The 22,193-nt window shown below is 39.5% G+C and carries 19 protein-coding genes and 2 pseudogenes; 17 read left to right on the forward strand and 4 right to left on the reverse strand.

What is annotated here, in order from left to right:
* Positions 1 to 72 precede the first annotated feature (72 nt).
* Positions 73 to 981, forward strand: coding sequence for a carbamate kinase (locus ACXPAV_RS10245; protein WP_039096636.1), 909 nt, complete (start codon positions 73 to 75; stop codon positions 979 to 981).
* A 327-nt stretch (positions 982 to 1,308) separates the two neighbouring features.
* Here ACXPAV_RS10245 and recX read toward each other — a convergent pair whose 3' ends face one another.
* A complete protein-coding gene (recX, locus tag ACXPAV_RS10250) occupies positions 1,309 to 1,767 on the reverse strand; it encodes a recombination regulator RecX (RefSeq protein ID WP_039096646.1) in 459 nt (152 codons plus the stop codon).
* Between the two features lie 24 nt (positions 1,768 to 1,791).
* Here recX and ACXPAV_RS10255 point away from each other — a divergent pair.
* Positions 1,792 to 2,444, forward strand: a pseudogene (locus ACXPAV_RS10255) (IS1595 family transposase).
* A 183-nt stretch (positions 2,445 to 2,627) separates the two neighbouring features.
* Here ACXPAV_RS10255 and dprA read toward each other — a convergent pair.
* Positions 2,628 to 3,830: a DNA-processing protein DprA gene (dprA, locus tag ACXPAV_RS10260; protein ID WP_458003407.1), complete on the reverse strand. Its 1,203-nt coding sequence runs from the start codon at positions 3,828 to 3,830 to the stop codon at positions 2,628 to 2,630.
* Positions 3,831 to 4,027: 197 nt separating this feature from the next.
* Between dprA and def the strand changes: the two genes are divergently transcribed.
* The 8 genes and pseudogenes from def (at position 4,028) to fucP (ending at position 12,434) form a co-directional block, all read left to right on the forward strand.
* On the forward strand, positions 4,028 to 4,543 hold the full coding sequence (gene def / locus ACXPAV_RS10265; RefSeq protein ID WP_013746032.1) for a peptide deformylase: 516 nt from the start codon (positions 4,028 to 4,030) through the stop codon (positions 4,541 to 4,543).
* Positions 4,544 to 4,923: 380 nt separating this feature from the next.
* Positions 4,924 to 5,526, forward strand: a pseudogene (locus ACXPAV_RS10270) (RNA-guided endonuclease InsQ/TnpB family protein); the annotation flags it as partial.
* Positions 5,527 to 5,818: 292 nt separating this feature from the next.
* Entirely contained in the window at positions 5,819 to 6,571 is a 753-nt protein-coding gene (locus tag ACXPAV_RS10275) for a DeoR/GlpR family DNA-binding transcription regulator (RefSeq protein ID WP_021461604.1), read from the forward strand.
* A gap of 219 nt (positions 6,572 to 6,790) precedes the next feature.
* Positions 6,791 to 8,548, forward strand: a complete 1,758-nt coding sequence (fucI, locus tag ACXPAV_RS10280; protein WP_013746034.1) for an L-fucose isomerase — start codon at positions 6,791 to 6,793, stop codon at positions 8,546 to 8,548.
* A 61-nt stretch (positions 8,549 to 8,609) separates the two neighbouring features.
* A complete protein-coding gene (gene fucK / locus ACXPAV_RS10285) occupies positions 8,610 to 10,019 on the forward strand; it encodes an L-fuculokinase (RefSeq protein WP_458003408.1) in 1,410 nt (469 codons plus the stop codon).
* Positions 10,020 to 10,028: 9 nt separating this feature from the next.
* Positions 10,029 to 10,469, forward strand: coding sequence for an L-fucose mutarotase (gene fucU, locus ACXPAV_RS10290; protein WP_013746036.1), 441 nt, complete (start codon positions 10,029 to 10,031; stop codon positions 10,467 to 10,469).
* A gap of 3 nt (positions 10,470 to 10,472) precedes the next feature.
* A complete protein-coding gene (gene fucA / locus ACXPAV_RS10295; RefSeq protein WP_013746037.1) occupies positions 10,473 to 11,120 on the forward strand; it encodes an L-fuculose-phosphate aldolase in 648 nt (215 codons plus the stop codon).
* A gap of 27 nt (positions 11,121 to 11,147) precedes the next feature.
* A complete protein-coding gene (fucP, locus tag ACXPAV_RS10300) occupies positions 11,148 to 12,434 on the forward strand; it encodes an L-fucose:H+ symporter permease (protein WP_013746038.1) in 1,287 nt (428 codons plus the stop codon).
* Positions 12,435 to 12,511: 77 nt separating this feature from the next.
* On the opposite strand, the gene narQ is transcribed toward fucP, so the two are convergent.
* Positions 12,512 to 14,251 (reverse strand): nitrate/nitrite two-component system sensor histidine kinase NarQ, encoded by a 1,740-nt coding sequence (gene narQ, locus ACXPAV_RS10305; RefSeq protein ID WP_458003409.1) that lies wholly within the window; start codon positions 14,249 to 14,251, stop codon positions 12,512 to 12,514.
* Positions 14,252 to 14,440: 189 nt separating this feature from the next.
* Here narQ and napF point away from each other — a divergent pair, with 189 nt between their 5' ends.
* The 7 genes from napF to ACXPAV_RS10340 are packed head-to-tail and all read left to right on the forward strand — an operon-like array spanning position 14,441 to position 20,478.
* The gene (gene napF / locus ACXPAV_RS10310; protein ID WP_458003410.1) at positions 14,441 to 14,950 is read left to right on the forward strand and encodes a ferredoxin-type protein NapF; all 510 of its coding nucleotides are present in this window, start codon (positions 14,441 to 14,443) and stop codon (positions 14,948 to 14,950) included.
* Positions 14,951 to 14,953: 3 nt separating this feature from the next.
* Positions 14,954 to 15,229: a chaperone NapD gene (locus tag ACXPAV_RS10315; RefSeq protein ID WP_039165921.1), complete on the forward strand. Its 276-nt coding sequence runs from the start codon at positions 14,954 to 14,956 to the stop codon at positions 15,227 to 15,229.
* Between the two features lie 21 nt (positions 15,230 to 15,250).
* On the forward strand, positions 15,251 to 17,728 hold the full coding sequence (napA, locus tag ACXPAV_RS10320) for a nitrate reductase catalytic subunit NapA (RefSeq protein WP_458004423.1): 2,478 nt from the start codon (positions 15,251 to 15,253) through the stop codon (positions 17,726 to 17,728).
* A gap of 29 nt (positions 17,729 to 17,757) precedes the next feature.
* Entirely contained in the window at positions 17,758 to 18,513 is a 756-nt protein-coding gene (gene napG / locus ACXPAV_RS10325; RefSeq protein WP_458003411.1) for a ferredoxin-type protein NapG, read from the forward strand.
* Positions 18,513 to 19,376, forward strand: a complete 864-nt coding sequence (gene napH, locus ACXPAV_RS10330) for a quinol dehydrogenase ferredoxin subunit NapH (protein ID WP_458003412.1) — start codon at positions 18,513 to 18,515, stop codon at positions 19,374 to 19,376. The genes napG and napH overlap by 1 nt, the downstream gene beginning before the upstream one ends.
* A gap of 3 nt (positions 19,377 to 19,379) precedes the next feature.
* The gene (locus ACXPAV_RS10335; protein ID WP_039141338.1) at positions 19,380 to 19,850 is read left to right on the forward strand and encodes a nitrate reductase cytochrome c-type subunit; all 471 of its coding nucleotides are present in this window, start codon (positions 19,380 to 19,382) and stop codon (positions 19,848 to 19,850) included.
* A 10-nt stretch (positions 19,851 to 19,860) separates the two neighbouring features.
* Entirely contained in the window at positions 19,861 to 20,478 is a 618-nt protein-coding gene (locus ACXPAV_RS10340) for a cytochrome c3 family protein (protein WP_039141340.1), read from the forward strand.
* 306 nt (positions 20,479 to 20,784) lie between these two features.
* On the opposite strand, the gene argH is transcribed toward ACXPAV_RS10340, so the two are convergent.
* Positions 20,785 to 22,158 carry an argininosuccinate lyase gene (gene argH / locus ACXPAV_RS10345; RefSeq protein ID WP_458003413.1) on the reverse strand — a complete coding sequence of 458 codons (1,374 nt, stop codon included), beginning with the start codon at positions 22,156 to 22,158 and terminating at the stop codon, positions 20,785 to 20,787.
* Positions 22,159 to 22,193: the final 35 nt, after the last annotated feature.

Below are 22,193 nucleotides of genomic sequence, written 5' to 3' on the forward strand. Positions count from 1 at the left end.
AATATAAGTATATTATTATGTTATTAAATAAATTAAAAGAAAAATCGTAGTTAAACATAGAAGGAGGAAAAAATGAAACCTAAAATTGTTATCGCCTTAGGCGGGAATGCCCTATTAAAACGAGGGCAAAATATTTCTTATAAAAATCAGCTAGACAATATAAAAATAGCAGCGAGAGTCATTGGAAAATTAGCACAAAAATACCAAATTGCTATTGTACATGGTAATGGTCCTCAAGTGGGCTTACTATCTCTACAAAATGAATCTTTCCAAGAAGAATCAAATTTCCCATTAAATAATTTAGTTGCTCAAACACAAGGAATGATTGCAACAGTTTTAACTCAAGAATTGCGTAAAATTGTTAGTGAACCTATTCTATCTTTTCTTACTCATGTTGAAGTAAAACAAAATGATTTTGCATTTTTAGAACCAACAAAATTTATTGGTGCTGTTTATTCACATCAAGAAGGAAACAAATTAGCGAGTAAATATGGTTGGAAACTCAAACAAGATGGGCAATATTATCGCCGCGTTGTAGCATCCCCCCAACCAATGTCAATCATAGAACATCAAGCTATAGAACTTGCATTAAAAAATGGTTATCTTGTTATTTGTTGCGGTGGTGGAGGCATTCCAGTAACAAAACAAGAAGGCTCATTAACAAATATAGACTGCGTTATTGATAAAGATTCGACAGCAGCTCTATTAGCCCAACAAATTCAAGCAGATTATTTTATAATTCTTACTGATGGTGATGGAATTTATTTAAACTGGGGAAAAGAAAACCAACAGAAACTCGATCACATCACTATCGAGGAACTTTCAAACTATAAATTTGATAAAGGCTCAATGCAACCTAAAGTTGATGCAATTATCCGTTATCTTTCCCATCGTAGACAAGGTATAGGCATTATTGCAGATTTACATTTAGCACTAGAAGCGATTAAAGGGCAAGCTGGAACAAGAATTACTGCTAGATAAACTTAATGAGGGGCAATAAAAAGAAAGATATTGCTCCATTTTCCTCTTTTCCCTCTTTCCTCTAGCAATTACACCTTATACCCCCTAAAATACGCAACATTAATTGATGGCTCACCACCTGTGCATCATTCGGAGTTTCTTTTAAAGTAGCAAATAAATATAGACTCGCTCGCATTGTTGTTTCCTATATTAATTATTTAAGACAAAAATTGGCGTTAGTTTATCATTGAGTAGGGTTCACTCAAAGAAGAAAGGGCTATTTGTGCCAATATTTTGTAGAAAGCCTTGGAAAGCATAAATAAAGAAAGGGGCAGTAAATTCTGTGTCTTAGTAAAACTCGTTTTCGCCCGAGCCTACTAAATCGGCAAATTCTTCACTTTGAAAGCCGTGTGAAAGCATATAGCGCCAGATTTTTTGTTTCATTTTGAAATCTCGCTCTTGCGCATAATGGGGGAATTTTTTGCGTAACACGGAATGCGCAATCTCAAACCAATCAATGTCCATTTCTGCTAATACATCTTCCACGATCTCTGAAGAAATGCCTTTGAGTTGAAAAAGCTCTTGTTTAATTCGATTTAGTCCATAGCCTTTTTGTGATCGGTAATGTAAATAGTTTTCTGTAAAACGGCGATCACTTTGCCAATTTTTTTCCTGACAAATCGCTAAAGCCTGTTCAATTTCAGCTTCTGTGAAGGCTTTTTCTTGCATTTTGCAACGCAATTCATATTCACTATATTCGCGGCGAGAGAGCAAGTTCACCACATAATTTAAGGGGCTGTAGTAGATTAGCAACAATGCTATACTACAAAAATGAAGATAACATATTGTAAATTAAAGAAATCCATACAGAAAAAACTGCTTGAGTTTTTTGTCGCAGAAGTTACTGCAAGAACAGCAGTAAATTTGCTAGATATTCAACCGAATACAGCCGCTTTGTTCTACCATAAAATCAGGCTTGTGATTGGCTATCATTTATCCCTTGAAGTTAACGAGATTTTTGAGGGGGAAATTGAACTAGACGAAAGCTATTTTGGTGGTCATCGAAAGGGAAAACGAGGACGAGGAGCGGCTGGAAAAGTTGCTGTTTTGGGTTACTAAAACGACAAGGAAAGGTATTTACTGTTGTGGTTGAAAACACCAAGAGTGAAACATTACTCCCTGTTATTAAAAGAAAAATCAAGCCTGATAGCTGGGTTTATACGGACACTTATCGCAGTTATGATGCGCTTGATGTGAGTGAATTTCACCACGAACGAATCAATCATTCCGAGCTATTTGCGGTGAAACAAAATCATATTAATGGCATTGAAAATTTTTGGAATCAGGTGAAGCGGATACTGCGAAAATATAATGGAATTAACCGAAAAAACTTTCCTTTATTCTTGAAGGAATGTGAATTTCGGTTTAACTTTGGGACACCAAAAGAGCAGTTAAAAATATTGCGAAAATGGTGTGAAATTTAGGGCTAATCTACTACAGCCCCTAAAATTTTATTCAAAATGCAGTCTTATTACCTTTATTTATCAGATAAAAAGTCTTGTTTCTTTTCTGGATCTTCGTCATTAGTTTAAAGTACTTTGAAAAATGTAGTACCTATTTCTGTTTATAAAAATAGTGAATATCGTGAAGTTAATTTATTCAATGAATTAGACGATATTTTTAATATAACCTCCTTGAATCTGTTGCACTGCACCGAGAATTTCCAGTTCCAATAGATCGGTAAGAATTTGATCGATAGGGCGATTTAATGCTGTCGAAAGTTCATCCGGTGAAATCGCAGTTGCACTGTTTAATTGTTGCATTAATGCTTGATGTTGTGGCGGAATATCAAGTTTGATCACCGCTTTTTTGTTGATGGTCGGTGGCGTGTAAACGGTTTTCGCTTGCGGTGATATTGCGATCGTGTTTTGTGCAGTAGAGCGATTGCCGGTTGGCGTTGGTGTTTGCGCTGCTATTGCTGGTGTAAACGGCATTAATGATGAAATTTGCGGTGTTAGAATTTCCAACACATCCTGTGCATTTTCAATTAACCACGCCCCCTGTTTAATTAAATAATGGCAACCTTGGCTTAACGGATTGTCCAACGCACCTGGCACAGCGAACACTTCACGATTCTGTTCCAGTGCCAGCCGAGCGGTGATCAATGAACCACTTTTTTGCGAGGCTTCGATGACGATAGTGCCGAACGAGAGACCGCTGATAATTCGGTTGCGACGTGGAAAATTTTCTGCAATGGGGGGTGTGTCGGGGAACAGTTCCGACAGCAATGCACCGTTGTTTTCTAGAATCTGTTGTGCCAATTTTTTGTGGCGAGCCGGATAGAGTTGATTCAATCCACTGCCCAAAACGGCAACGGTTTTGCCGTGATTATCCAAAGCGGCACGATGACAAATGCCGTCAATGCCTAAGGCTAAACCGCTGTTGATAGTAATTCCGCTATGTACCAATTCGCCGGCAATAGTTTGGGCGTAATGTTCGCCATAAGGTGAACAATAGCGACTACCTACCATAGCGATTTGTGGCGAAGAGAGTATATCAATGTTACCTTTAACAAATAGTAAAGGTGGTGCGGAGTGAGTTTGTTTTAGTAATAACGGGTAAGTGTGATCAAAATAGTGAATAATATGGTTTCCTGCCTGTTGCTGCCAATTAAGAATGGAGTCAATAATTGCTTGTTGCGGTGAGTACCAAGCTTGAATTTGCGCAGTGTTCCAACCGATTTGGCTGAGTGTTTGTCGATCGTAGCTGAGCAGCGTATCTAGTGAGATTTGTTCAAGCAGTTGTTGAATTTTGATAGCACCGAATTGCGGCAGCAGTGCTAAACGTAAAAGTGTGGTTACTGTTTGCATAGCAGAAAACGATTGAAAAAGTAGAAAACAGATTGAAAAAATGCACTTTACCTTATTAAGGAAGCTTGTCAGGAATATCATTGAAAAAATGTGAAGCTGATCGAAAATTAAAGATAAAACGATTTTTACGTTATAATTTGCGGTGTTAATTGCTGAAAAAATCAGTAAAATGCGAGATTTTAAAAAAGGATGAGAGTATGGCGATATTAGATGTGTTATGTTTTCCCGATGAACGTTTGAGAACAGTTGCAGCACCAGTGGAAAAGGTGGACGATGAAATTCGGGAGTTTATCGATAATATGTTTGAAACAATGTATCAACAAGAGGGGATTGGTTTAGCTGCAACACAAGTTAACCGTCATCAACGTATTATCACGATTGATGTTGAGGGCGATAAAAGTAATCAATTGGTTTTGATTAATCCGGAAATTGTCGAGAGTGACGGCGAAACCGGAATTGAAGAGGGCTGTTTATCAGTGCCGGGGTTCCGAGGCTTAGTGCCACGCAAAGAGAAAGTCACGGTTAAAGCGTTGGATCGCAACGGCGAACCGTTTACGCTTGAGGCTAGCGATTTGTTGGCAATTTGTATTCAACACGAAATCGATCATTTAAACGGTGTGATGTTTGTTGATTATTTGTCTCCGCTAAAACGAAATCGTATTAAAGACAAGCTAGTGAAATATAAAAAACAATTGGAACGTGCTAATAAGTAATAAAAAATATTCGCTTAATGCAAGATTTCAGGCTGTTGACAAACCTACGATATTTCATCGTAGGTTTTTTATTTCTTAAATATTTTAATGCTTTTCAATTTAAATTAGGATTAAAAATGTTTAGTGAGGTTTTATTAGATATTGTGATTGTGAAGTAGTTTTTATCAGATTGTGCCGTAAAATTCTGTCCTTAAGTGTGGGGATATAAGGTACAAACGGTGTGAGTCGTTTCAAACCTAACTAATTGGATGTTTGTTGTTGCTCGATGTATTGGCGAATATATACACATTAAAAATACAAGGTTTGTCGTGTCTAATTTCCTTTTCTTTTTTCATAGACCAAGTGTAGAATGCGGAAAAATTACATTCTAAATCTTGTTAATGCAACTACGCAAAGCCTTTAAGTTCGAGATAATGCCAAATGGCAGCCAAATCCGCAGAATTAAGCAGTTCTGTGGCTGTTCTCGTTTTGTGTTTAATCGGGCGTTAGCGTGGCAAAATGAGCAATACAAGCAAGATAACAGCTTCAAGTTCAGTTACACCAAAATCGCTAACTTGCTTCCGCAATGGAAAAAAGAGCTACTTTGGCTTAAAGACTGTCATTCTCAAGTGCTTCAGCAGTCGTTAAAAGACTTAGAAAGTGCGTTTAAAAATTTCTTTCAACAGTGTTCTGATTTCCCGAAATTCAAGAAAAAAGGCTTGAAAGAGTGCTTTCGCTTTCCGCAAGGTTGCAAACTGGAACAACAAAATAACCGTTTATATCTGCCAAAAATCGGTTGGGTTCGCTACCGCAACAGCCGTGATGTTGTAGGCGAAATCAAAAACGTTACGGTGAGCCACAAGTGCGGTCGCTTTTTTGTTAGTATTCAAACGGAATTTGAATACGAAATCCCTACTCATAAAAGCGGAGAAATCGGTATTGATATGGGGGTTGCACGTTTTGCAACGCTTTCAAATGGCGAATATTTTGAACCGTTAAACGCCTAAGGAAAATCGCCAAACACAGGCTGATTTTGAGTGTATAGAATGTGGCTACACAGAAAATGCAGATGTCGTTGGAGCGTTAAATGTATTGGTGCGGGGCGAGTCATCGTCCAAGCATAAAAATATCAGGCTGGGACACAGCCGTCGAGCTTGTGAAGTGAACCGTATTAGCGGTCAGCAGCAAGAACCACCGAGAGTAGCCTATTGTTTGAAATGGGCACTGGTAGGAATCCCCGTCCTTTAGGACGGGGAGGATGTCAAAATATTTGATGGTTTGTTAGGAGGCAGTGAAATGAAAGATAGACATAATTTAATTTTAGAAATGGTTAATCAGCAAGGTAAGATTTCGGTTAATGAGCTAGTTGAGAAATTGAATGTTTCAGTTGAAACTGTGCGGAGAGATTTAGCTTTATTATCAAAACATCAATTACTTTATCGTACTCACGGTGGAGCGTTGAGCAAAAAGACGAATGATATTGGCAGTGCATTTCATATTCGTCAGCGTACCAATGCCGAGGCAAAAAAGGCTATTGCACAGCAAGTCGTGGAGTATATATATGAGGGGGTTGTTGTTGGATTAGATGCAAGTAGCACTAGTTGGTATGTGGCGCAACTTCTACCCGATATTCCTTGTTCAGTAGTGACTAACTCAATGCGTAATATTACAGCATTGGTAAATAAACCGAATATTAAAACAATTGCGACAGGTGGAGTTTATTCCGCAAAATATGATGCTTTTTATGGGCCGTTATCCGAACATTTACTTTCTCGTTTGCATATTCATATTGGTATTTTTTCTTGTGTTGGAGTAGACAATGAGGGAGGCATTTGGGAATCTAATGAGTTAAATGCATCAATGAAACGTAAAATGATGGATATGTCTGAACAAAAGTTTTTATTGGTTGATCCCTCTAAATTTGGCAAGCAAAATCTGGTTAAGCTAGCTGAGGTTTCTCAGTTGGATATGTTATTTACACAGGGAACAGTTCCTAAAAAACTGCAACATTATTGTGAAAAAATGGCAGTGAGCCTTTCTATTGTTTAAAATGACTGAATTGACCGTTTTGTATAAAAAATAGTTTAATCAGTCATATTTTAGTGCAAAAAAATGAATTTTTTGCCTGTTTTCTGTGATAACCCTCACAAAAAAATACCTTTCTCAAAAAAATCCTTTGAATTACCGTATTAGAGGTAGAAGATTTCCTTAGTGAATTTTTACTGCGTGTAAAACATTTATTTACAGCGTCAAACTAAGGAGATAGCTATGCAATCAACAAAAATTAAAATTGGTATTCGTCCAACGATTGATGGTCGTCGTATGGGGGTTCGTGAATCATTAGAAGTACAAACGATGACAATGGCTCAGTCTGTTGCCGATTTGTTACAAACTCACGTTCGTCATACAGACGGTTCATTTGTTGAGTGTGTAATCGCCGATAGTTGTATCGGTGGTGTTGCAGAAGCTGCACAGTGTGCAGAAAAATTTAAAGCACAGAATGTCGGTGTTGTCATTACCGTTACCCCTTGTTGGTGTTATGGTTCGGAAACGATTGATATGGATCCACATATGCCAAAAGCAATCTGGGGATTTAATGGTACAGAGCGTCCCGGAGCGGTTTATTTGGCTGCTGCCTTAGCTGGACATACCCAAATGGGATTGCCTGCATTTTCTATTTATGGCACAGAAGTTCAAGAGGCTGATGACACCACTATTCCTGATGATGTGAAAGAAAAACTGTTACGTTTTGCTAAAGCGGGTTTAGCTGTGGCAACGATTCGAGGTAAATCTTATTTATCTATCGGTTCTGTATCAATGGGAATTGCTGGCTCAATAGTAGATCAATCTTTCTTTCAACATTATTTAGGAATGCGGAATGAATATGTTGATATGACAGAAATTAAACGCCGTCTTGATCGTGAAATTTACGATCCTGAAGAAGTTAAATTGGCATTGTCTTGGGTGAAGCAATATTGTCAAGAGGGTATAGATGTCAATAAAGAAGAATATCAGCGTACAGCAGAGGAGAAAGAAGCTCTTTGGGAAACTGTTGTTAAAATGACCATTATTGCGCGTGATTTGATGATAGGAAATCCAAAGTTGGCTGAACTGAATTTTGGCGAAGAAGCATTAGGACATAATGCTATCGTTGCTGGTTTCCAAGGTCAACGTCATTGGACAGATCACTTGCCAAATGGTGATTTTATGGAAGCAATGCTCAACTCCACTTACGATTGGAATGGTGTTCGCCCACCTTTCATTATGGCTACTGAAAATGATTCACTTAATGGCGTCACGATGTTACTCGCTCATCAATTAACTGGACAAGCACAAATTTTTGCTGATGTACGAACTTATTGGAGTGAGGATTCTGTTGAGCGCGTTACAGGCTTCCGTCCGACATCAGGTTTTTTACATTTATTAAATTCAGGATCAGCCGCATTAGATGGTACAGGCCAACATTTAGACGAAACAGGAAATCATTTGATCAAACCGGTATGGGAAATTACTGAAGAGGACGGTAAACGTTGTCTTGCTCATACTCGGTGGTGTGCTGCGGTACACGAATATTTCCGTGGAGGCGGTTTATCCTCTCAATTTCTCACCAAAGGTGGCTTACCATTCACAATGAGTCGTATCAACCTTGTTAAAGGGCTTGGGCCAGTGCTACAACTGGCAGAAGGATGGTCAATTGAACTACCTGAAGAGGTACACAATACCTTGAGTCAACGTACTAATGAAACGTGGCCTTGTACTTGGTTTGTTCCTCGTTTAACAGGACAAGGTGCTTTTAAAGATGTTTATTCAGTAATGGCTAATTGGGGAGCAAATCACTGTGTAGTGAGTTATGGCCATATCGGTGCTGACTTGATCACATTAGCATCAATGTTACGGATTCCTGTTTGTATGCATAATATTAAAGAAAGTGACATTTTCCGTCCGAGTGCTTGGAGTGCTTTTGGTCAAGATAAAGAAGGACAAGACTATCGTGCTTGCACTAATTTTGGACCTTTATATAAGTAATGAAAATCACTTTTCAAGTGCAGTGTTTAAGGCTGCACTTGAATGAAATATCGGAGGGATTATGTCAATTTCGCTGATTTTAGATTGTGGAGCAACGAATGTACGAGCCATCGCAATCGATCAACAAGGACAAATCATCGCTAATGCACATCAAGCAAATCAAACCACTGAAGATCCGCAACATAAGGATTATCAAATTTGGGATTTTGAGCAGATTGTGGAAAAACTTTTTGCTTGTGCAAAACACGTCTGTCAACAGTTGAATGAAAAACAACTATCTGTTGATGTGATTGGTGTTACTACTTTTGGAGTGGATGGGGCATTTTTTATCAATGGTAAACAAGCTACGCCAATAATTTCTTGGAAATGCCCGAGGACGATCAGTGTAATGCAACAGCTTGCTGATCAATTTGATGTTGCCGCCTTATATCAACGTAATGGTATTGGGCAATATAGTTTCAATACGTTGTACAAGTTACGTTGGTTACAACAAAACGATGTAGAACATTATGCTAGTTTTGAACAATTCTTGTTTATTTCTTCGATGCTCACTTATCGTTTAACGGGTGTGCTAAGCACTGATAGCACAATGGCTGGCACTTCAATGATGACAGATTTGCAAACGCAAAATTGGGATTCGGAAGTTTTAGCATTGCTACAACTTGATAAGAGTCAATTCCCACCATTAGTCAATGCTGGTCAAAAAATTGGTACGTTGTTATCTGAAATTGCTAAACAATGGGGCTTGTCATCAGGAATTCCGGTTATTTCCTGCGGACACGATACGCAATTTGCGATATTAGGATCGGGGGCAGCATTAAATCAGCCTGTATTAAGCTCAGGAACATGGGAAATTTTGATGGCAAGAACTGAACGAGCTATCGTTCACCCAGATTACCTTTCACAAGGGCTGACCACAGAATGGGATAGTGTCAAAGGTCTATTTAATCCGGCAATTCAATGGGTGGGTTCAGGTATTTTGGAATGGGTTGGTAGATTGTTATTCAGTGATTGTTATGGCAAAGAAAATTATTACCGAACAATGATTGATGAAGCAACTGTAGTTGGTGAAAGCACCGTATCTTTACAAGGTAATTTTGAATTTAACCAACAATCATTACAGCTTGGGCAATTTCTTGGTCTAACAATGCATACTACTCGAGGTGAGATTTATCGAGCTACTTTGCAATATTTAGCAAATAAATTGAAACAGAACCTAGCTTTATTACAGCAAGTGGGACATTTTCAAGCGGAAAGTTTGATTTGTGTTGGTGGTGGTGCAAAGAATGCTTTGTGGAATCAATTGCGCGCTAATACTTTGGGATTACCTATTGACGTTGTACAGGTTTCTGAAGCTACAGCATTAGGAGCAGCGATGACGACATTTACTGGCATTGGTGTTTTTCCTGATGTTAATGCTGCCCAAAGTGCAATGCAATCTTTACGGCAACGTGTTGAACCTCAAATATAAGGAGTTGCAATGTTAAAAGGTATCGATCCTGTTATTTCACCAGAATTGCTTAAAGTATTAGCTGAAATGGGGCACGGTGATGAAATTGTGTTTGCTGATGCTCATTTTCCAGCACACCAATTGCATCATCGGGTAATTCGTGCAGATGGTATTGGTATTCCCAGATTATTATCAGCAGTTAGTCCATTAATTGAATTAGATCAATATGTGGATGCACCGTTAATTATGATGCAAGCCGTTGCAGGCGATCAGCTGGATCCATCAGTAGAAGGTCGCTATTTAGTAGCAATGCAAACAGCAGGCGAATCTATTTTGCCTAATATCAAGCGAATTGAGCGTTTCGCCTTTTATGAAAAAGCAAGGCAAGCTTATGCCATCGTGGTAACAGGTGAAACAGCAAAATATGGCAATATTTTGATTAAAAAAGGGGTTATCCCTGTTAAGGATTAAATTATGAATAGACAACAACTTTCACAAAAAATTATTGATACTTGTTTAGAAATGACTCGCTTAGGATTGAACCAAGGTACAGCGGGTAATGTTAGTGTGCGTTATCAAGATGGAATGTTGATTACGCCAACGGGAACACCTTATGAGCAAATGACAGTGGATAGCATTGTTTTTGTCGATAAAAATGGGCGTTATGAACAAGGAAAACTACCATCAAGTGAATGGCATTTTCATTTAGCCGTTTATCAATCACGACAAGACGTTAATGCCGTAGTACATAATCACGCAATTAATTGCGCGGCAGTTTCTATCTTAGAAAAATCAATACCACCTTTTCACTATATGATCGCTGTAGGAGGGACAGATCATATTCCGTGTGTACCTTATGCTACCTTTGGTACACATCAATTAGCTGAATATGTAGCAGATGGTATTAAAACTTCAAAAGCCATTTTATTGGCTCATCACGGCTTGATTGCAGCTGAAAAAAATCTTGATAAAGCACTATGGTTAGCCCACGAAGTGGAAGTATTAGCCGAATGGTATATCAAATTATTGGCAACAGGATTAGATATTCCACTATTGTCAAAACAACAAATGGCTGAAGTACTGGAGAAGTTTAAATCTTACGGATTACGTATTGAAGAGTAATAAGGTATTAAAAAAGGAGACTATATTATGAAAGCAAAAGTGTTAGAAAAACAGTATGTGATTCCCTTTATTCTTCTGACGACATTATTTGCATTATGGGGATTTGCAAATGATATTACTAACCCAATGGTGGCGGCATTTCAGACTGTAATGGAAATTCCTGCATCGCAAGCAGCGTTGGTACAATTTGCCTTTTATGGTGGCTATAGCACAATGGCGATACCTGCTGCTCTATTTGTGAGTCGTTTTAATTATAAAGCAGGGGTGTTATTAGGATTAGCACTATACTGTGTTGGGGCTTTATTATTTTACCCGGCAGCAAAATATGAAATGTTCTCATTTTTCTTATTTTCGCTTTATATTCTCACATTTGGTTTGGCTTTTTTAGAAACAACAGCAAATCCCTATATTTTATCAATGGGTGATCCTCAAACAGCAACTCGTCGTTTGAATTTAGCTCAGTCTTTTAATCCTTTAGGATCTATTTTGGGAATGTTTGTTGCATCACAATTTGTTTTGACAAATTTAGATTCAGATAAGCGTGATGCCGCTGGGAATTTGATATTTCCAACATTATCTGCTGCAGAAAAAACAGTGATTAAAACACACGATTTAGCAGTTATTCGTGATCCTTATATTATTTTAGGTTTTGTTGTTTTGGCGATTTTTATCATCATTGCATTATATAAAATGCCTAAAACACGCACGGAACAGCAACCTAAAATTAAATTTGGTGAAGCACTTGGTCGATTATCAAAGAATGCTAAATATCGAGAAGGGGTAATCGCACAGGTTTTTTATGTTGCAACACAAATTATGTGCTGGACCTTTATTATTCAATATGCAGAACGTTTAGGTTTTACTAAAGCGGAAGCACAACATTTCAATATTATGGCTATGGCTCTTTTCTTAATCAGTCGTTTTGTTAGTACAGCCTTGATGAAGTATTTAAAAGCTGAATTAATGTTGATGTTATTTGCATTGGGCGGATTAGTTACGATTTTAGGAGTTATTTTCAGTGATAGTGTTGTTGGTGTATATTGCTTAATTATGACTTCAGGCTTTATGTCACTAATGTTCCCAACAATTTATGGGATCGCCTTATGTGGTTTAAAAGAAGAGTCCACTTTAGGGGCAGCAGGATTGGTAATGGCTATCGTAGGTGGTGCATTGATGCCTCCATTACAGGGTGCAATTATTGATCTCGGTACAGTAGCTGGTTTACCAGCAGTGAATGCATCATTTGTATTACCATTAATATGCTTTATTGTGATTGCTATTTATGGTTATCGCTGTTGGAAGGTATTGAAATAATAAATAATATTGACCTGCACCTTAAAATATTTAGAAACATAAGGTGCAGGTTTTTTCTGTTTGATTGACAGTCGTCATCATTCTGTAAAGGTATTCGCTAGTAAAATTTTGACTTCCGTCCCTCCTGTTGGGCGGCGTTGAATAGTTAAGGTAGCATTCAGTTGAGCAGTACGTTCCTGCATAATATTTAAGCCGTAATGTCCCTCCGGTTCATCCAAAGAAGGAATGCCGATACCGTTATCGGCAACAATAATTTCATTTTCGCCGTCTTGATTGGTATGTGCGATCACCTCAATTAAGGTCGCTTGAGAGTGTTTAATCGCATTCAGTAACGCTTCTCTCACAACTTGTAATGCGTGTACCAACTGTTGTGCCGTGAAAATTTGTGATGGCAGTGAACATTCTAAGGTAATTTGGGCATCACTTTGATTACGCAATGATTCAATTACCTGCTCCAACGCTAACTTGAGATTGGCTTCTTGAATGGTTAAACGGAAAGTGGAAAGAAGCTCCCTCAATTGTACATAACCATCATTAAGTGCCTGTTCAAAATCAGTGATAATTTTAAAACTTTTTTCTTTAGCTTGCGGATCGCTGCTTTTTAAGGCGTGTTTCAACAATGTCAGCTGAATTTGTAAAAATGCCAACACCTGCGCCAACGAATCGTGCAATTCTCTGGCGATAATTGAACGTTCTTCCATTAATACTAATTGTTGTTGCTGGCGTTGAGTTTGAATAAAGTAAATTGCTCGCCCAAGCATTTGTGCAACACTTTGCATTAGGCGTAAATCAGGGCAAGGTAAGCCTGCTTGCCAACGTAAACAGGAGAGAATTTTGCCGTTGACACTGATTTTTTGCTCTTGCCACGGATAATTCTCTTCCGCTTTGCCTGATGAGAGATCAAGATGCTCTGCGCCATAAACAATCAGTTTAATATAGCGTAAATGTTCACTGGCGCGAATTTCGGAGATCACTTCAGTTAATTGATTGTAATCCAGATCAATGTGGGTAATTTTTTGTGAAGTATGAAACAACATTGAGAGTGTACGATTTAATTGACTTAATTTTTTCGTTTTTTCGTTCACTTTTTCTTCTAAGAACCAGTAAAGTTTCTGTAACTCGTTAGCCATTTTTGTAAAAGTTTCAGAAAGCGTGCCAAGTTCGTTTGGTTTATCCACATCTAACGGAATATGTTTAAAATGTCCGTTTTGAACTTGCGTACTCGCTCGTACTAATTTTTCGATTGGGTTTAGCACTTCGCGCTTCATATACCACAGCATATAAGAGCCGATCAGTAAAATAGTGATAATTGAGAAGATGCTAATTAGTATCGCCATAATAATTTTACGTTCGGAGAAATGTTGCAATTCGGCGACAAAATCATCTACTTTCGTAACATATTGATCGACTTGAGCTTGATATTGGTTAATTTGTTGTTGTCGAACAAAACTGCTCATCTGCTGCCAATTATTAACCACATTTTGATAAGCAGCTTTTACATTATCTGGCACAAAGTAGCTATTTTGTAGATCGTTTAATGTTTTTTCCTGCAAAGTTTGTGTATATTGCTGCAAATTGTGTGCAACTGTATCTTTCTCGTGTTCCATTTGGTAAATCAGGCGATAAGCCTGCATACGCAGTGAACCGGCTAAATTGATCGCTTCAGCATCACTTTGACTACTGATTAAAAGCGCAAATACTAAGGAAATACAAAAACTTGCCAATAAAATAATACCGATTAAATATTTTGCAATGCGAGTTAAAACCGAATACTTCGCCACGTTTTTCTCCAAATCGTTAAAAAGTAAGGCTGGCATTTTACTCCGGTGACAATATTATGGCGATAACTGACCACTGTTTTTGTAAAAAATAGGAACTCGTTGTTTTGATTTATCTCAAGAAAAAAGCAAAAAAACATAATATACCTCATAGCGGTTACTGACTTACGGTAGTTTATTTCGATAATAATAACCGGTTAATTAATCGTTATAAAGCTTGCGTAAATTATGCAGAATGTAGACTTATCTCGGCGAAAATTCCTTAGTGGAAAGATCCGTGAATCAACAGTGGTAGTAAATAAAAAAACGATTTTACCGCCGTGGGCAGACAAAGAGATATTTTTCCAACAATGTACACAATGCGGAGATTGTATTACGCAATGTGAAACGCAGGTGTTAATCAAGGATGAATGCGGTTATCCGCAGGTTTCTTTTCAGCAGTCGGAATGTACATTTTGTCAGAAATGTGTTGAAGCCTGTCAACAACCGATATTCCGGCCGACCACAACTGAAGCTTGGCAGCATAAAATTTCAATAGCAGATAATTGTTTGACCAATAAGCAGGTTGAGTGCCGAAGCTGTCAGGATAGTTGTGAGTGGCGAGCGATTTCTTTTAAACCGATGTTAGGGAAAGTCGCACAACCGCAATTGGATTTGGAAAATTGTAATGGTTGTGGTGCTTGCGTATCGGCTTGTCCGGTGCAGGCAATTTCAATGTTAGTACAAGATCAGATATAGAGAATGACTGAAAATATTTCTATGGAAAATGCCCAAGAGTGGCATGTATGTGGTGTAGTAGTACAAGGTCATCCAGATAAACTGGATCAAATTTCCGCAGCTTTGTTAGCAGTTCCACATACTGAAATACACGGTTCCGATCCGAAATTGGGAAAATTAGTGGTCGTAATGCAATCACATAACCAACGGATTTTATTGGAAAATATGGAGAACGCACGCAATATTGACGGTGTGATTAATGTTTCTTTGGTTTATCACCAACAGGACTTAGGTGAGTGATTTTTTAGTGGGGAGATAATGATGAATTTAAGTCGACGCGATTTTATGAAAGCCAATGCAGCCACAGCAGCCGCAGCGGCTATCGGTATGACAATTCCTATCAAAAATGTTGAAGCGGCAGATACTTCAATCAGATGGGAAAAAGGAGTATGTCGTTTCTGTGGTACCGGATGTGGTGTATTAGTGGGTACTCAAAATGGGCGAGTTGTAGCATCACAAGGTGATCCGGATGCGGAAGTAAACCGTGGGTTAAATTGTATTAAAGGATACTTCTTGCCGAAAATTATGTACGGAAAAGACCGTTTAACTCAACCGATGTTAAGAATGAAAGACGGTAAATATGCCAAAGATGGCGAGTTCCAGCCGGTAAGTTGGGATGTTGCTTTTAAAACAATGGCGGAAAAATTTAAAGCGGCGATGGCGAAAAATGGTAAAAACGCTGTCGGTTGTTTCACTTCCGGACAATCTACCATTTGGGAAGGTTACGCTTTAAATAAATTATTTAAAGCTGGTTTGCGTTCTAACAATGTTGATCCGAATGCTCGACACTGTATGGCTTCTGCTGCAGTTGCCTTTATGCGCACTTTCGGTATTGATGAGCCTATGGGCTGTTATAACGATATTGAACAGGCTGATGTAATGGTGCTTTGGGGTTCTAATATGGCGGAAATGCATCCGATTTTGTGGTCTCGGATTTCTGACCGTCGTTTATCTAATCCGGATTGTAAGATTGCCGTGCTTTCTACTTTTGAGCATCGTAGTTTTGAATTAGCGGATTATGGTTTGGTGTTCACGCCACAAGCCGATTTAGCAATTTTGAACTATATTGCCAATTACATTATCCAAAATAATTCGGTAAACGAAGATTTTGTCAGCAAACATACCGTCTTTAAAAAAGCAGCTACTGATATTGGATATGGTTTGCGTCCAACAGATCCGCGTGAAAAAGCAGCGAAAAATCCGGGTAGCGACAAAATGCAGGACTTCACTTTTGAAGAATTCAAAGCATTTGTTTCCGAATATACATTAGAGAAAGCGCACGAACTCAGTGGTGTGGATAAAGGCTTATTGGAAGAATTGGCGAAAATTTATGCCGATCCGAATAAGAAAGTGGTCTCTTTCTGGACAATGGGCTTTAACCAACATACACGTGGCGTTTGGGTAAACCAAATGATGTACAACGTGCATCTGTTAACTGGCAAGATCTCTAAACCGGGTTGTGGGCCGTTCTCGTTAACCGGTCAGCCTTCCGCTTGTGGTACAGCACGTGAAGTGGGAACTTTCGCTCACCGTTTGCCGGCGGATTTAGTGGTCACTAATCCTAAACATCGTGAACACACAGAACAACTTTGGAAGATTCCGGCTGGTGTTATTTCCGATAAAGTCGGTTATCACGCAGTGCTACAGGATCGTATGCTCAAAGATCGTAAGATGAATGTGCTTTGGGTAATGTGTAATAACAATATGCAGGCTGGGCCGAACATCAATCAGGAGCGTTTGCCGGGTTGGCGTGATCCGGAAAACTTTATTATTGTTTCTGACCCTTATCCGACATTAAGTGCTATTTCTGCGGATTTAATGTTACCAACCTCTATGTGGGTAGAAAAAGAGGGCGCTTATGGTAATGCGGAACGCCGTACTCAATTTTGGCATCAAATGGTGAAGGGCCCGGGTGAATCTAAATCCGACTTGTGGCAATTAGTAGAATTTTCTAAATATTTCACCACTGATGAGATGTGGCCGGCAGAAATTTTAGAGAAAAATCCTGAGTTTAAGGGTAAAACACTTTATGAAGTATTGTTTACCAACGGTCAAGTCAATAAATATCCGAACAGTGAAATCGGCGATTATCTGAATGATGAAGCGGAACATTTCGGATATTACATCCAAAAAGGATTATTTGAAGAGTATGCTTCATTTGGACGAGGTCATGGTCACGATTTGGCACCGTTTGATATGTATCATAAAGCTAGAGGGTTACGTTGGCCGGTTGTTGACGGTAAAGAAACATTATGGCGTTACCGTGAAGGTTATGATCCATATGTTAAAGAGGGTGAAGAAGTCAGTTTTTATGGTAAACCGAATAAACGTGCTGTAATTCTTGCTGCACCTTATGAGCCGCCTGCGGAAGTACCGGATCAAGAGTATGATTTGTGGTTATCGACCGGTCGTGTGCTTGAACATTGGCATACTGGTACTATGACTCGTCGTGTGCCGGAATTGCATCGTGCATTTCCTACTAATGTGCTTTATATGCACCCGTTGGATGCAAAAGATCGTGGGTTACGTCACGGCGATAAGGCTGTGATAGCTTCTCGTCGTGGACAGATGGAAACTATTATTGATACTCGTGGACGAAATAAACCACCAAGAGGTTTAGTGTTTACTACGTTCTTTGATCAAGGACAGTTAACTAACTTGCTGACATTGGATGCAACGGATCCAATTTCTAAAGAAACTGATTTTAAGAAGTGTGCGGTTAAAGTCACTAAGATCTAAACAAAATTAATAGTTTAGTTGGAGTGGTGATGAGTAAAGAGCGTGTAATTACCCCAGAACGTCGACGTTTCTTAAAAGATGCTACTAAAACAGTCGGTGGATTGGCAAGTTTAGGTATTTTGCTTGGATTGCCGCAAAAGCAGAGCTTAGCGAAAGATGGCGTAGCATTACGCCCTCCGTTTGCTTTGAGTGATGAGCAACAGTTTGCCGAAGCCTGTATTCGCTGTGGACAGTGCGTGCAGGCTTGCCCATACGATATGCTTTATTTAGCATCGTGGATTTCTGATTTACAAGCAGGAACGCCCTATTTTATCGCACGTAAAAAACCTTGTGAGATGTGTGAGGATATTCCTTGTGCTAAAGCTTGCCCAAGCGGTGCATTGGATGCGAATGCTGATGATATTAATCAGGCAAAAATGGGGTTAGCGGTGCTGCTTGATCACGAAACCTGCCTTAATTGGCAAGGTTTGCGTTGTGATGTTTGTTATCGTGTTTGTCCATTAATTGATAAAGCGATTACTCTGGAAATGCAGCATAATGAACGTACCGGCAAACACGCCTATTTAATTCCGACGGTGCATTCCGATGCCTGTACTGGTTGTGGTAAATGTGAAGAGGCTTGTGTGTTGGAAGAGGCTGCGATCAAAGTACTGCCGATGCAATTAGCAAAAGGCGTTCTTGGGCATCATTACCGTTTCGGTTGGCAAGAAAAAGACAAGGCAGGTCATTCGTTGTTTGAAGGCGAAACTATCAGTTTGCCGGTACGACAACCGGAGGTGAAATAATGGCGAACTCACCAAAAGAGGCAGGAAAAGAGGCTAGACAAAAATTGGGTTGGTGGCACGCCAATCGTTTTTTGTTGTTACGTCGTTTAAGTCAATTCAGTATCTTGGCGATGTTTTTGAGTGGGCCTTTATTTAATGTTTGGATTTTAAAAGGAAATTATAGTGGCAGTATGCTGCTGGATACCGTTCCTTTAACTGATCCGTTAATTACTTTGGAGAGTTTAGCCAGTGGTTTTCTACCGAGTTTGACGAGCTTAATCGGCGTTGTCATTGTGATTGCCTTTTATGCGATTGTCGGTAGTAAAGTGTTCTGCGGCTGGTGTTGCCCTTTGAATGTGGTCACCGACAGTGCGGCTTGGTTACGGCGCAAATTGGGCTGGCGACAAACATTAAAGCTTTCACGCAATTTACGTTATTGGCTGTTAGCCTTAATTTTAATTGGCAGTGCAATCAGCGGCACATTATTGTGGGAGTGGCTGAATCCAGTGGCAGCGTTAGGACGCGGCTTAATCTTCGGTTTCGGTGCCGGTATCTGGTTGATTGTGGCTGTATTTGTGTTTGATTTATTAGTGGTGGAACACGGTTGGTGCGGGCATTTATGTCCGATTGGCGCAACTTATGGCGTGATTGGTGCCAAAGGCATTATCCGCGTAAAAGTGATCGATCGGCAGCGTTGTGATAACTGTATGGATTGTTATAACGTCTGTCCTGAACCACAAGTTTTACGTTCACCATTACACGGTAAAAAAGACGAAAGCCAACTTGTGCTTTCCAAAGATTGTATCAGTTGCGGACGTTGTCTTGACGTATGTGCTGAAAATGTTTTTAAGTTTTCGACAAGATTTAATCCTTCTCAGGAGTGAAAAATGGTAAAAAAAATCAAAGTATTCTCTGCCACCGGTTTGTTGTTGGCGAGCCTATTCTCTGTATCGGTATTTGCTGTAGAGGGAAACCCGAATAATGTTTCTTTAGAAAAAGAGGGTATTCCTATGGCAAATGCGGCAGAAAATGTTGCACCAGCAGTGCATAATGTACCGAAAGAACAGAATGCACCAGCATTAAACTATGTGAATCAGCCACCGCTTATCCCTCATAGCGTTAGCGGTATGCAGGTGACTAAAAATGTAAACCAATGTTTAAATTGCCATAGTGTGGAAAATTCGCGTATTACCGGGGCAACTCGTATCAGCCCGACTCACTTTATGTCACGTGACGGTGCGATTTCGCCGAATGCATCGCCAAGACGTTATTTCTGTTTGCAGTGCCACGTGCCGCAAACAGATGCTAAAGCGATTGTGCCTAATGAATTTAAACCGTTGCCGGGTTACGGACAATAAGAGGTAAACTATGACAACAGAAAAAAAACCTAATATTATCAAGCGTTTTTGGAAATGGTTTAGAAGTCCGAGTAAAATTGCAGTAGGTACATTGTTAGTAGTGGCATTTATTGCCGGTATAGTTTCTTGGGTCGGATTTAATTATTCGCTTGAGCAGACTAACACCGAAGAGTTTTGTGCAAGCTGTCATACTAATGATGTTTATCCGGAGTATTTGCATACCGCACATTATCAAAACCGTAGCGGCGTCAGCGCAAGTTGTCCTGACTGCCACGTTCCGCACGAATTTATTCCGAAAATTGTGCGTAAAATTAAAGCTGCACGTGAAGTTTATGCCTATTATATGGGCTATACCGATACTTTAGAAAAATTTAACCAGCGTCGTGCGCATATGGCGGAGCGTGAATGGGAGCGTATGAAAGCCAACAATTCACAGGAGTGCCGTAACTGCCATAAAATTGATCGTATGGATTTTTCTCAACAAAAAGCAGTGGCTGCTAGAATGCACGAATTGGCTATTAAAGAAAATCGCACTTGTATTGACTGCCACAAAGGTATTGCACATCAACTTCCTGATATGAAAGGTTTACCGCCGACATTCAGTAATGTGAAAGAACAAGATAAATAAGCGTTAGGAGCTTGGTGGAAAAAAGGAATGGTGTCGAAATTTCGACACCATTTTTTCGTTTAACACAGAGGAAATGAGTAATCGTATTAAGCAAAAAAGTTTTTAAGTATGTGCAAATCGATGTGTGAAGTTTGCCACTTTTATCAGCCTAGTGCCGTAAAACTCCGTCCTTCATGATAGGGAGGATGCCAATGATAAAAAGGTAAACAAATTTGTCTATTAAAATGATAGATTTTGTTGGAAAGTGCTAAACGACAAAAGCCAAGTCAGTAACGACTTGGCTTAAATTTAAGGTAAATAAGAAAATTATTTAATTAACTGTTTCGATTCTTCAATTGCTTCAGCGACACGTTGCGGTGAAACACCACCTTTAGCACAACGTTTATTTAAACAGGATTCCAAAGAGAGAATCGCATAAACATCTTCGCTGATGACATCGCTGAAACGTCTAAATTCATCGACACGCAACTCTTCCAACGCTTTGGATTTGCTAATTGCATAAACTACAGCTTCACCGACAATATGGTGAGAATCACGGAAAGGAACGCCCTTTGCAACTAAATAATCGGCAAGTTCGGTTGCATTTGAGTAGCCTTTCAAGGCGGCGTTACGTGTTTTTTCTTGATGTACTTTGATGTCTTCAAGCACTAATGCAGCCATATCAAGGCAAGCGTGCCAAGTGTCAAGTGCATCAAAAATGCCTTCTTTATCTTCTTGCATATCTTTGTTGTAGGCGAGCGGTAAACCTTTGACCGTTACCAACATTCCATTTAATGCCCCGATAACACGTCCAGCTTTACCACGAATTAATTCGCAAGCATCAGGGTTTTTCTTTTGTGGCATTAATGAGGAACCAGAGGTAACACGATCTGATAATTCAAGGAAATTGGCTTCACCACTGTTGAAGATAATTAAATCTTCGGCATAACGAGAAAGATGCACCATACTTAAAGAAGCAGTTGCCAACAGTTCAATGATGTGATCACGATCGGAAACGCTATCTAAACTGTTGCGAGTTGCACGTTGGAAACCAAGATCTTTAGCCAACTGTTCACGATCGACTGCATAAGCCGTTCCTGCCAAAGCCCCCGAACCTAATGGGCAAGTGTCCAAACGGCGATAAGCATCGGCAAGGCGAGAAAAATCACGTTCCAACATTTCAAAATATGCCATACACCAGTGGGCAAAAGTGATTGGTTGAGCGCGCTGTAAATGCGTGTAGCCCGGCATGACCGTATTTTGGTTATTTTCCGCAGTAACAATAAGTTGGCTTTGTAAATGGCGAATAGATTGTTGCAAAGAGGTGATCTCCTGTTTGCACCATAATTTAATATCCAACGCCACCTGATCGTTACGGCTACGACCGGTGTGCAATTTTTTACCGAGATCGCCCACTTTTTCAATCAGCTTACTTTCCACCCAACTATGAATATCTTCCGCATCATCCTGCAGAATCATTTCCGGGTTATTTGCCACCGTCTCTTTCAGTTCAAGTAGTGCCGCTTCAACCTGTTTCTGTTCCGCTGTGCTGAAAACATTTACGCTGACCAGTGCTTTCGACCAGCCAATAGAACCTTCGATATCCTGTTGTGCTAACCGATAATCGAAACGTAATGAATCATTAAAATTTTTAAAACGTTGATCCGCCGCTTGTGTAAAACGTCCGCCCCAAAGTGCCATAATTTATTCCTCAAAAAACGAAACCGCCAAAGCCG

This window comes from Gallibacterium sp. ZY190522 (genome assembly GCF_054166015.1).

What these genes read in the sequence shown, in the direction of transcription:
- narQ (WP_458003409.1), bottom strand. Translation starts at nt 14,251, where the DNA reads ATGCCAGCCTTACTTTTTAACGATTTGGAGAAAAACGTGGCGAAGTAT.
- ACXPAV_RS10335 (WP_039141338.1), top strand. Translation starts at nt 19,380, where the DNA reads ATGGTAAAAAAAATCAAAGTATTCTCTGCCACCGGTTTGTTGTTGGCG.
- napF (WP_458003410.1), top strand. Translation starts at nt 14,441, where the DNA reads ATGCAGAATGTAGACTTATCTCGGCGAAAATTCCTTAGTGGAAAGATC.
- ACXPAV_RS10245 (WP_039096636.1), top strand. Translation starts at nt 73, where the DNA reads ATGAAACCTAAAATTGTTATCGCCTTAGGCGGGAATGCCCTATTAAAA.
- dprA (WP_458003407.1), bottom strand. Translation starts at nt 3,830, where the DNA reads ATGCAAACAGTAACCACACTTTTACGTTTAGCACTGCTGCCGCAATTC.
- ACXPAV_RS10340 (WP_039141340.1), top strand. Translation starts at nt 19,861, where the DNA reads ATGACAACAGAAAAAAAACCTAATATTATCAAGCGTTTTTGGAAATGG.
- argH (WP_458003413.1), bottom strand. Translation starts at nt 22,158, where the DNA reads ATGGCACTTTGGGGCGGACGTTTTACACAAGCGGCGGATCAACGTTTT.
- def (WP_013746032.1), top strand. Translation starts at nt 4,028, where the DNA reads ATGGCGATATTAGATGTGTTATGTTTTCCCGATGAACGTTTGAGAACA.
- fucA (WP_013746037.1), top strand. Translation starts at nt 10,473, where the DNA reads ATGAATAGACAACAACTTTCACAAAAAATTATTGATACTTGTTTAGAA.
- fucK (WP_458003408.1), top strand. Translation starts at nt 8,610, where the DNA reads ATGTCAATTTCGCTGATTTTAGATTGTGGAGCAACGAATGTACGAGCC.
- napG (WP_458003411.1), top strand. Translation starts at nt 17,758, where the DNA reads ATGAGTAAAGAGCGTGTAATTACCCCAGAACGTCGACGTTTCTTAAAA.
- ACXPAV_RS10275 (WP_021461604.1), top strand. Translation starts at nt 5,819, where the DNA reads ATGAAAGATAGACATAATTTAATTTTAGAAATGGTTAATCAGCAAGGT.
- ACXPAV_RS10315 (WP_039165921.1), top strand. Translation starts at nt 14,954, where the DNA reads ATGACTGAAAATATTTCTATGGAAAATGCCCAAGAGTGGCATGTATGT.
- fucI (WP_013746034.1), top strand. Translation starts at nt 6,791, where the DNA reads ATGCAATCAACAAAAATTAAAATTGGTATTCGTCCAACGATTGATGGT.
- napA (WP_458004423.1), top strand. Translation starts at nt 15,251, where the DNA reads ATGAATTTAAGTCGACGCGATTTTATGAAAGCCAATGCAGCCACAGCA.
- fucU (WP_013746036.1), top strand. Translation starts at nt 10,029, where the DNA reads ATGTTAAAAGGTATCGATCCTGTTATTTCACCAGAATTGCTTAAAGTA.
- napH (WP_458003412.1), top strand. Translation starts at nt 18,513, where the DNA reads ATGGCGAACTCACCAAAAGAGGCAGGAAAAGAGGCTAGACAAAAATTG.
- fucP (WP_013746038.1), top strand. Translation starts at nt 11,148, where the DNA reads ATGAAAGCAAAAGTGTTAGAAAAACAGTATGTGATTCCCTTTATTCTT.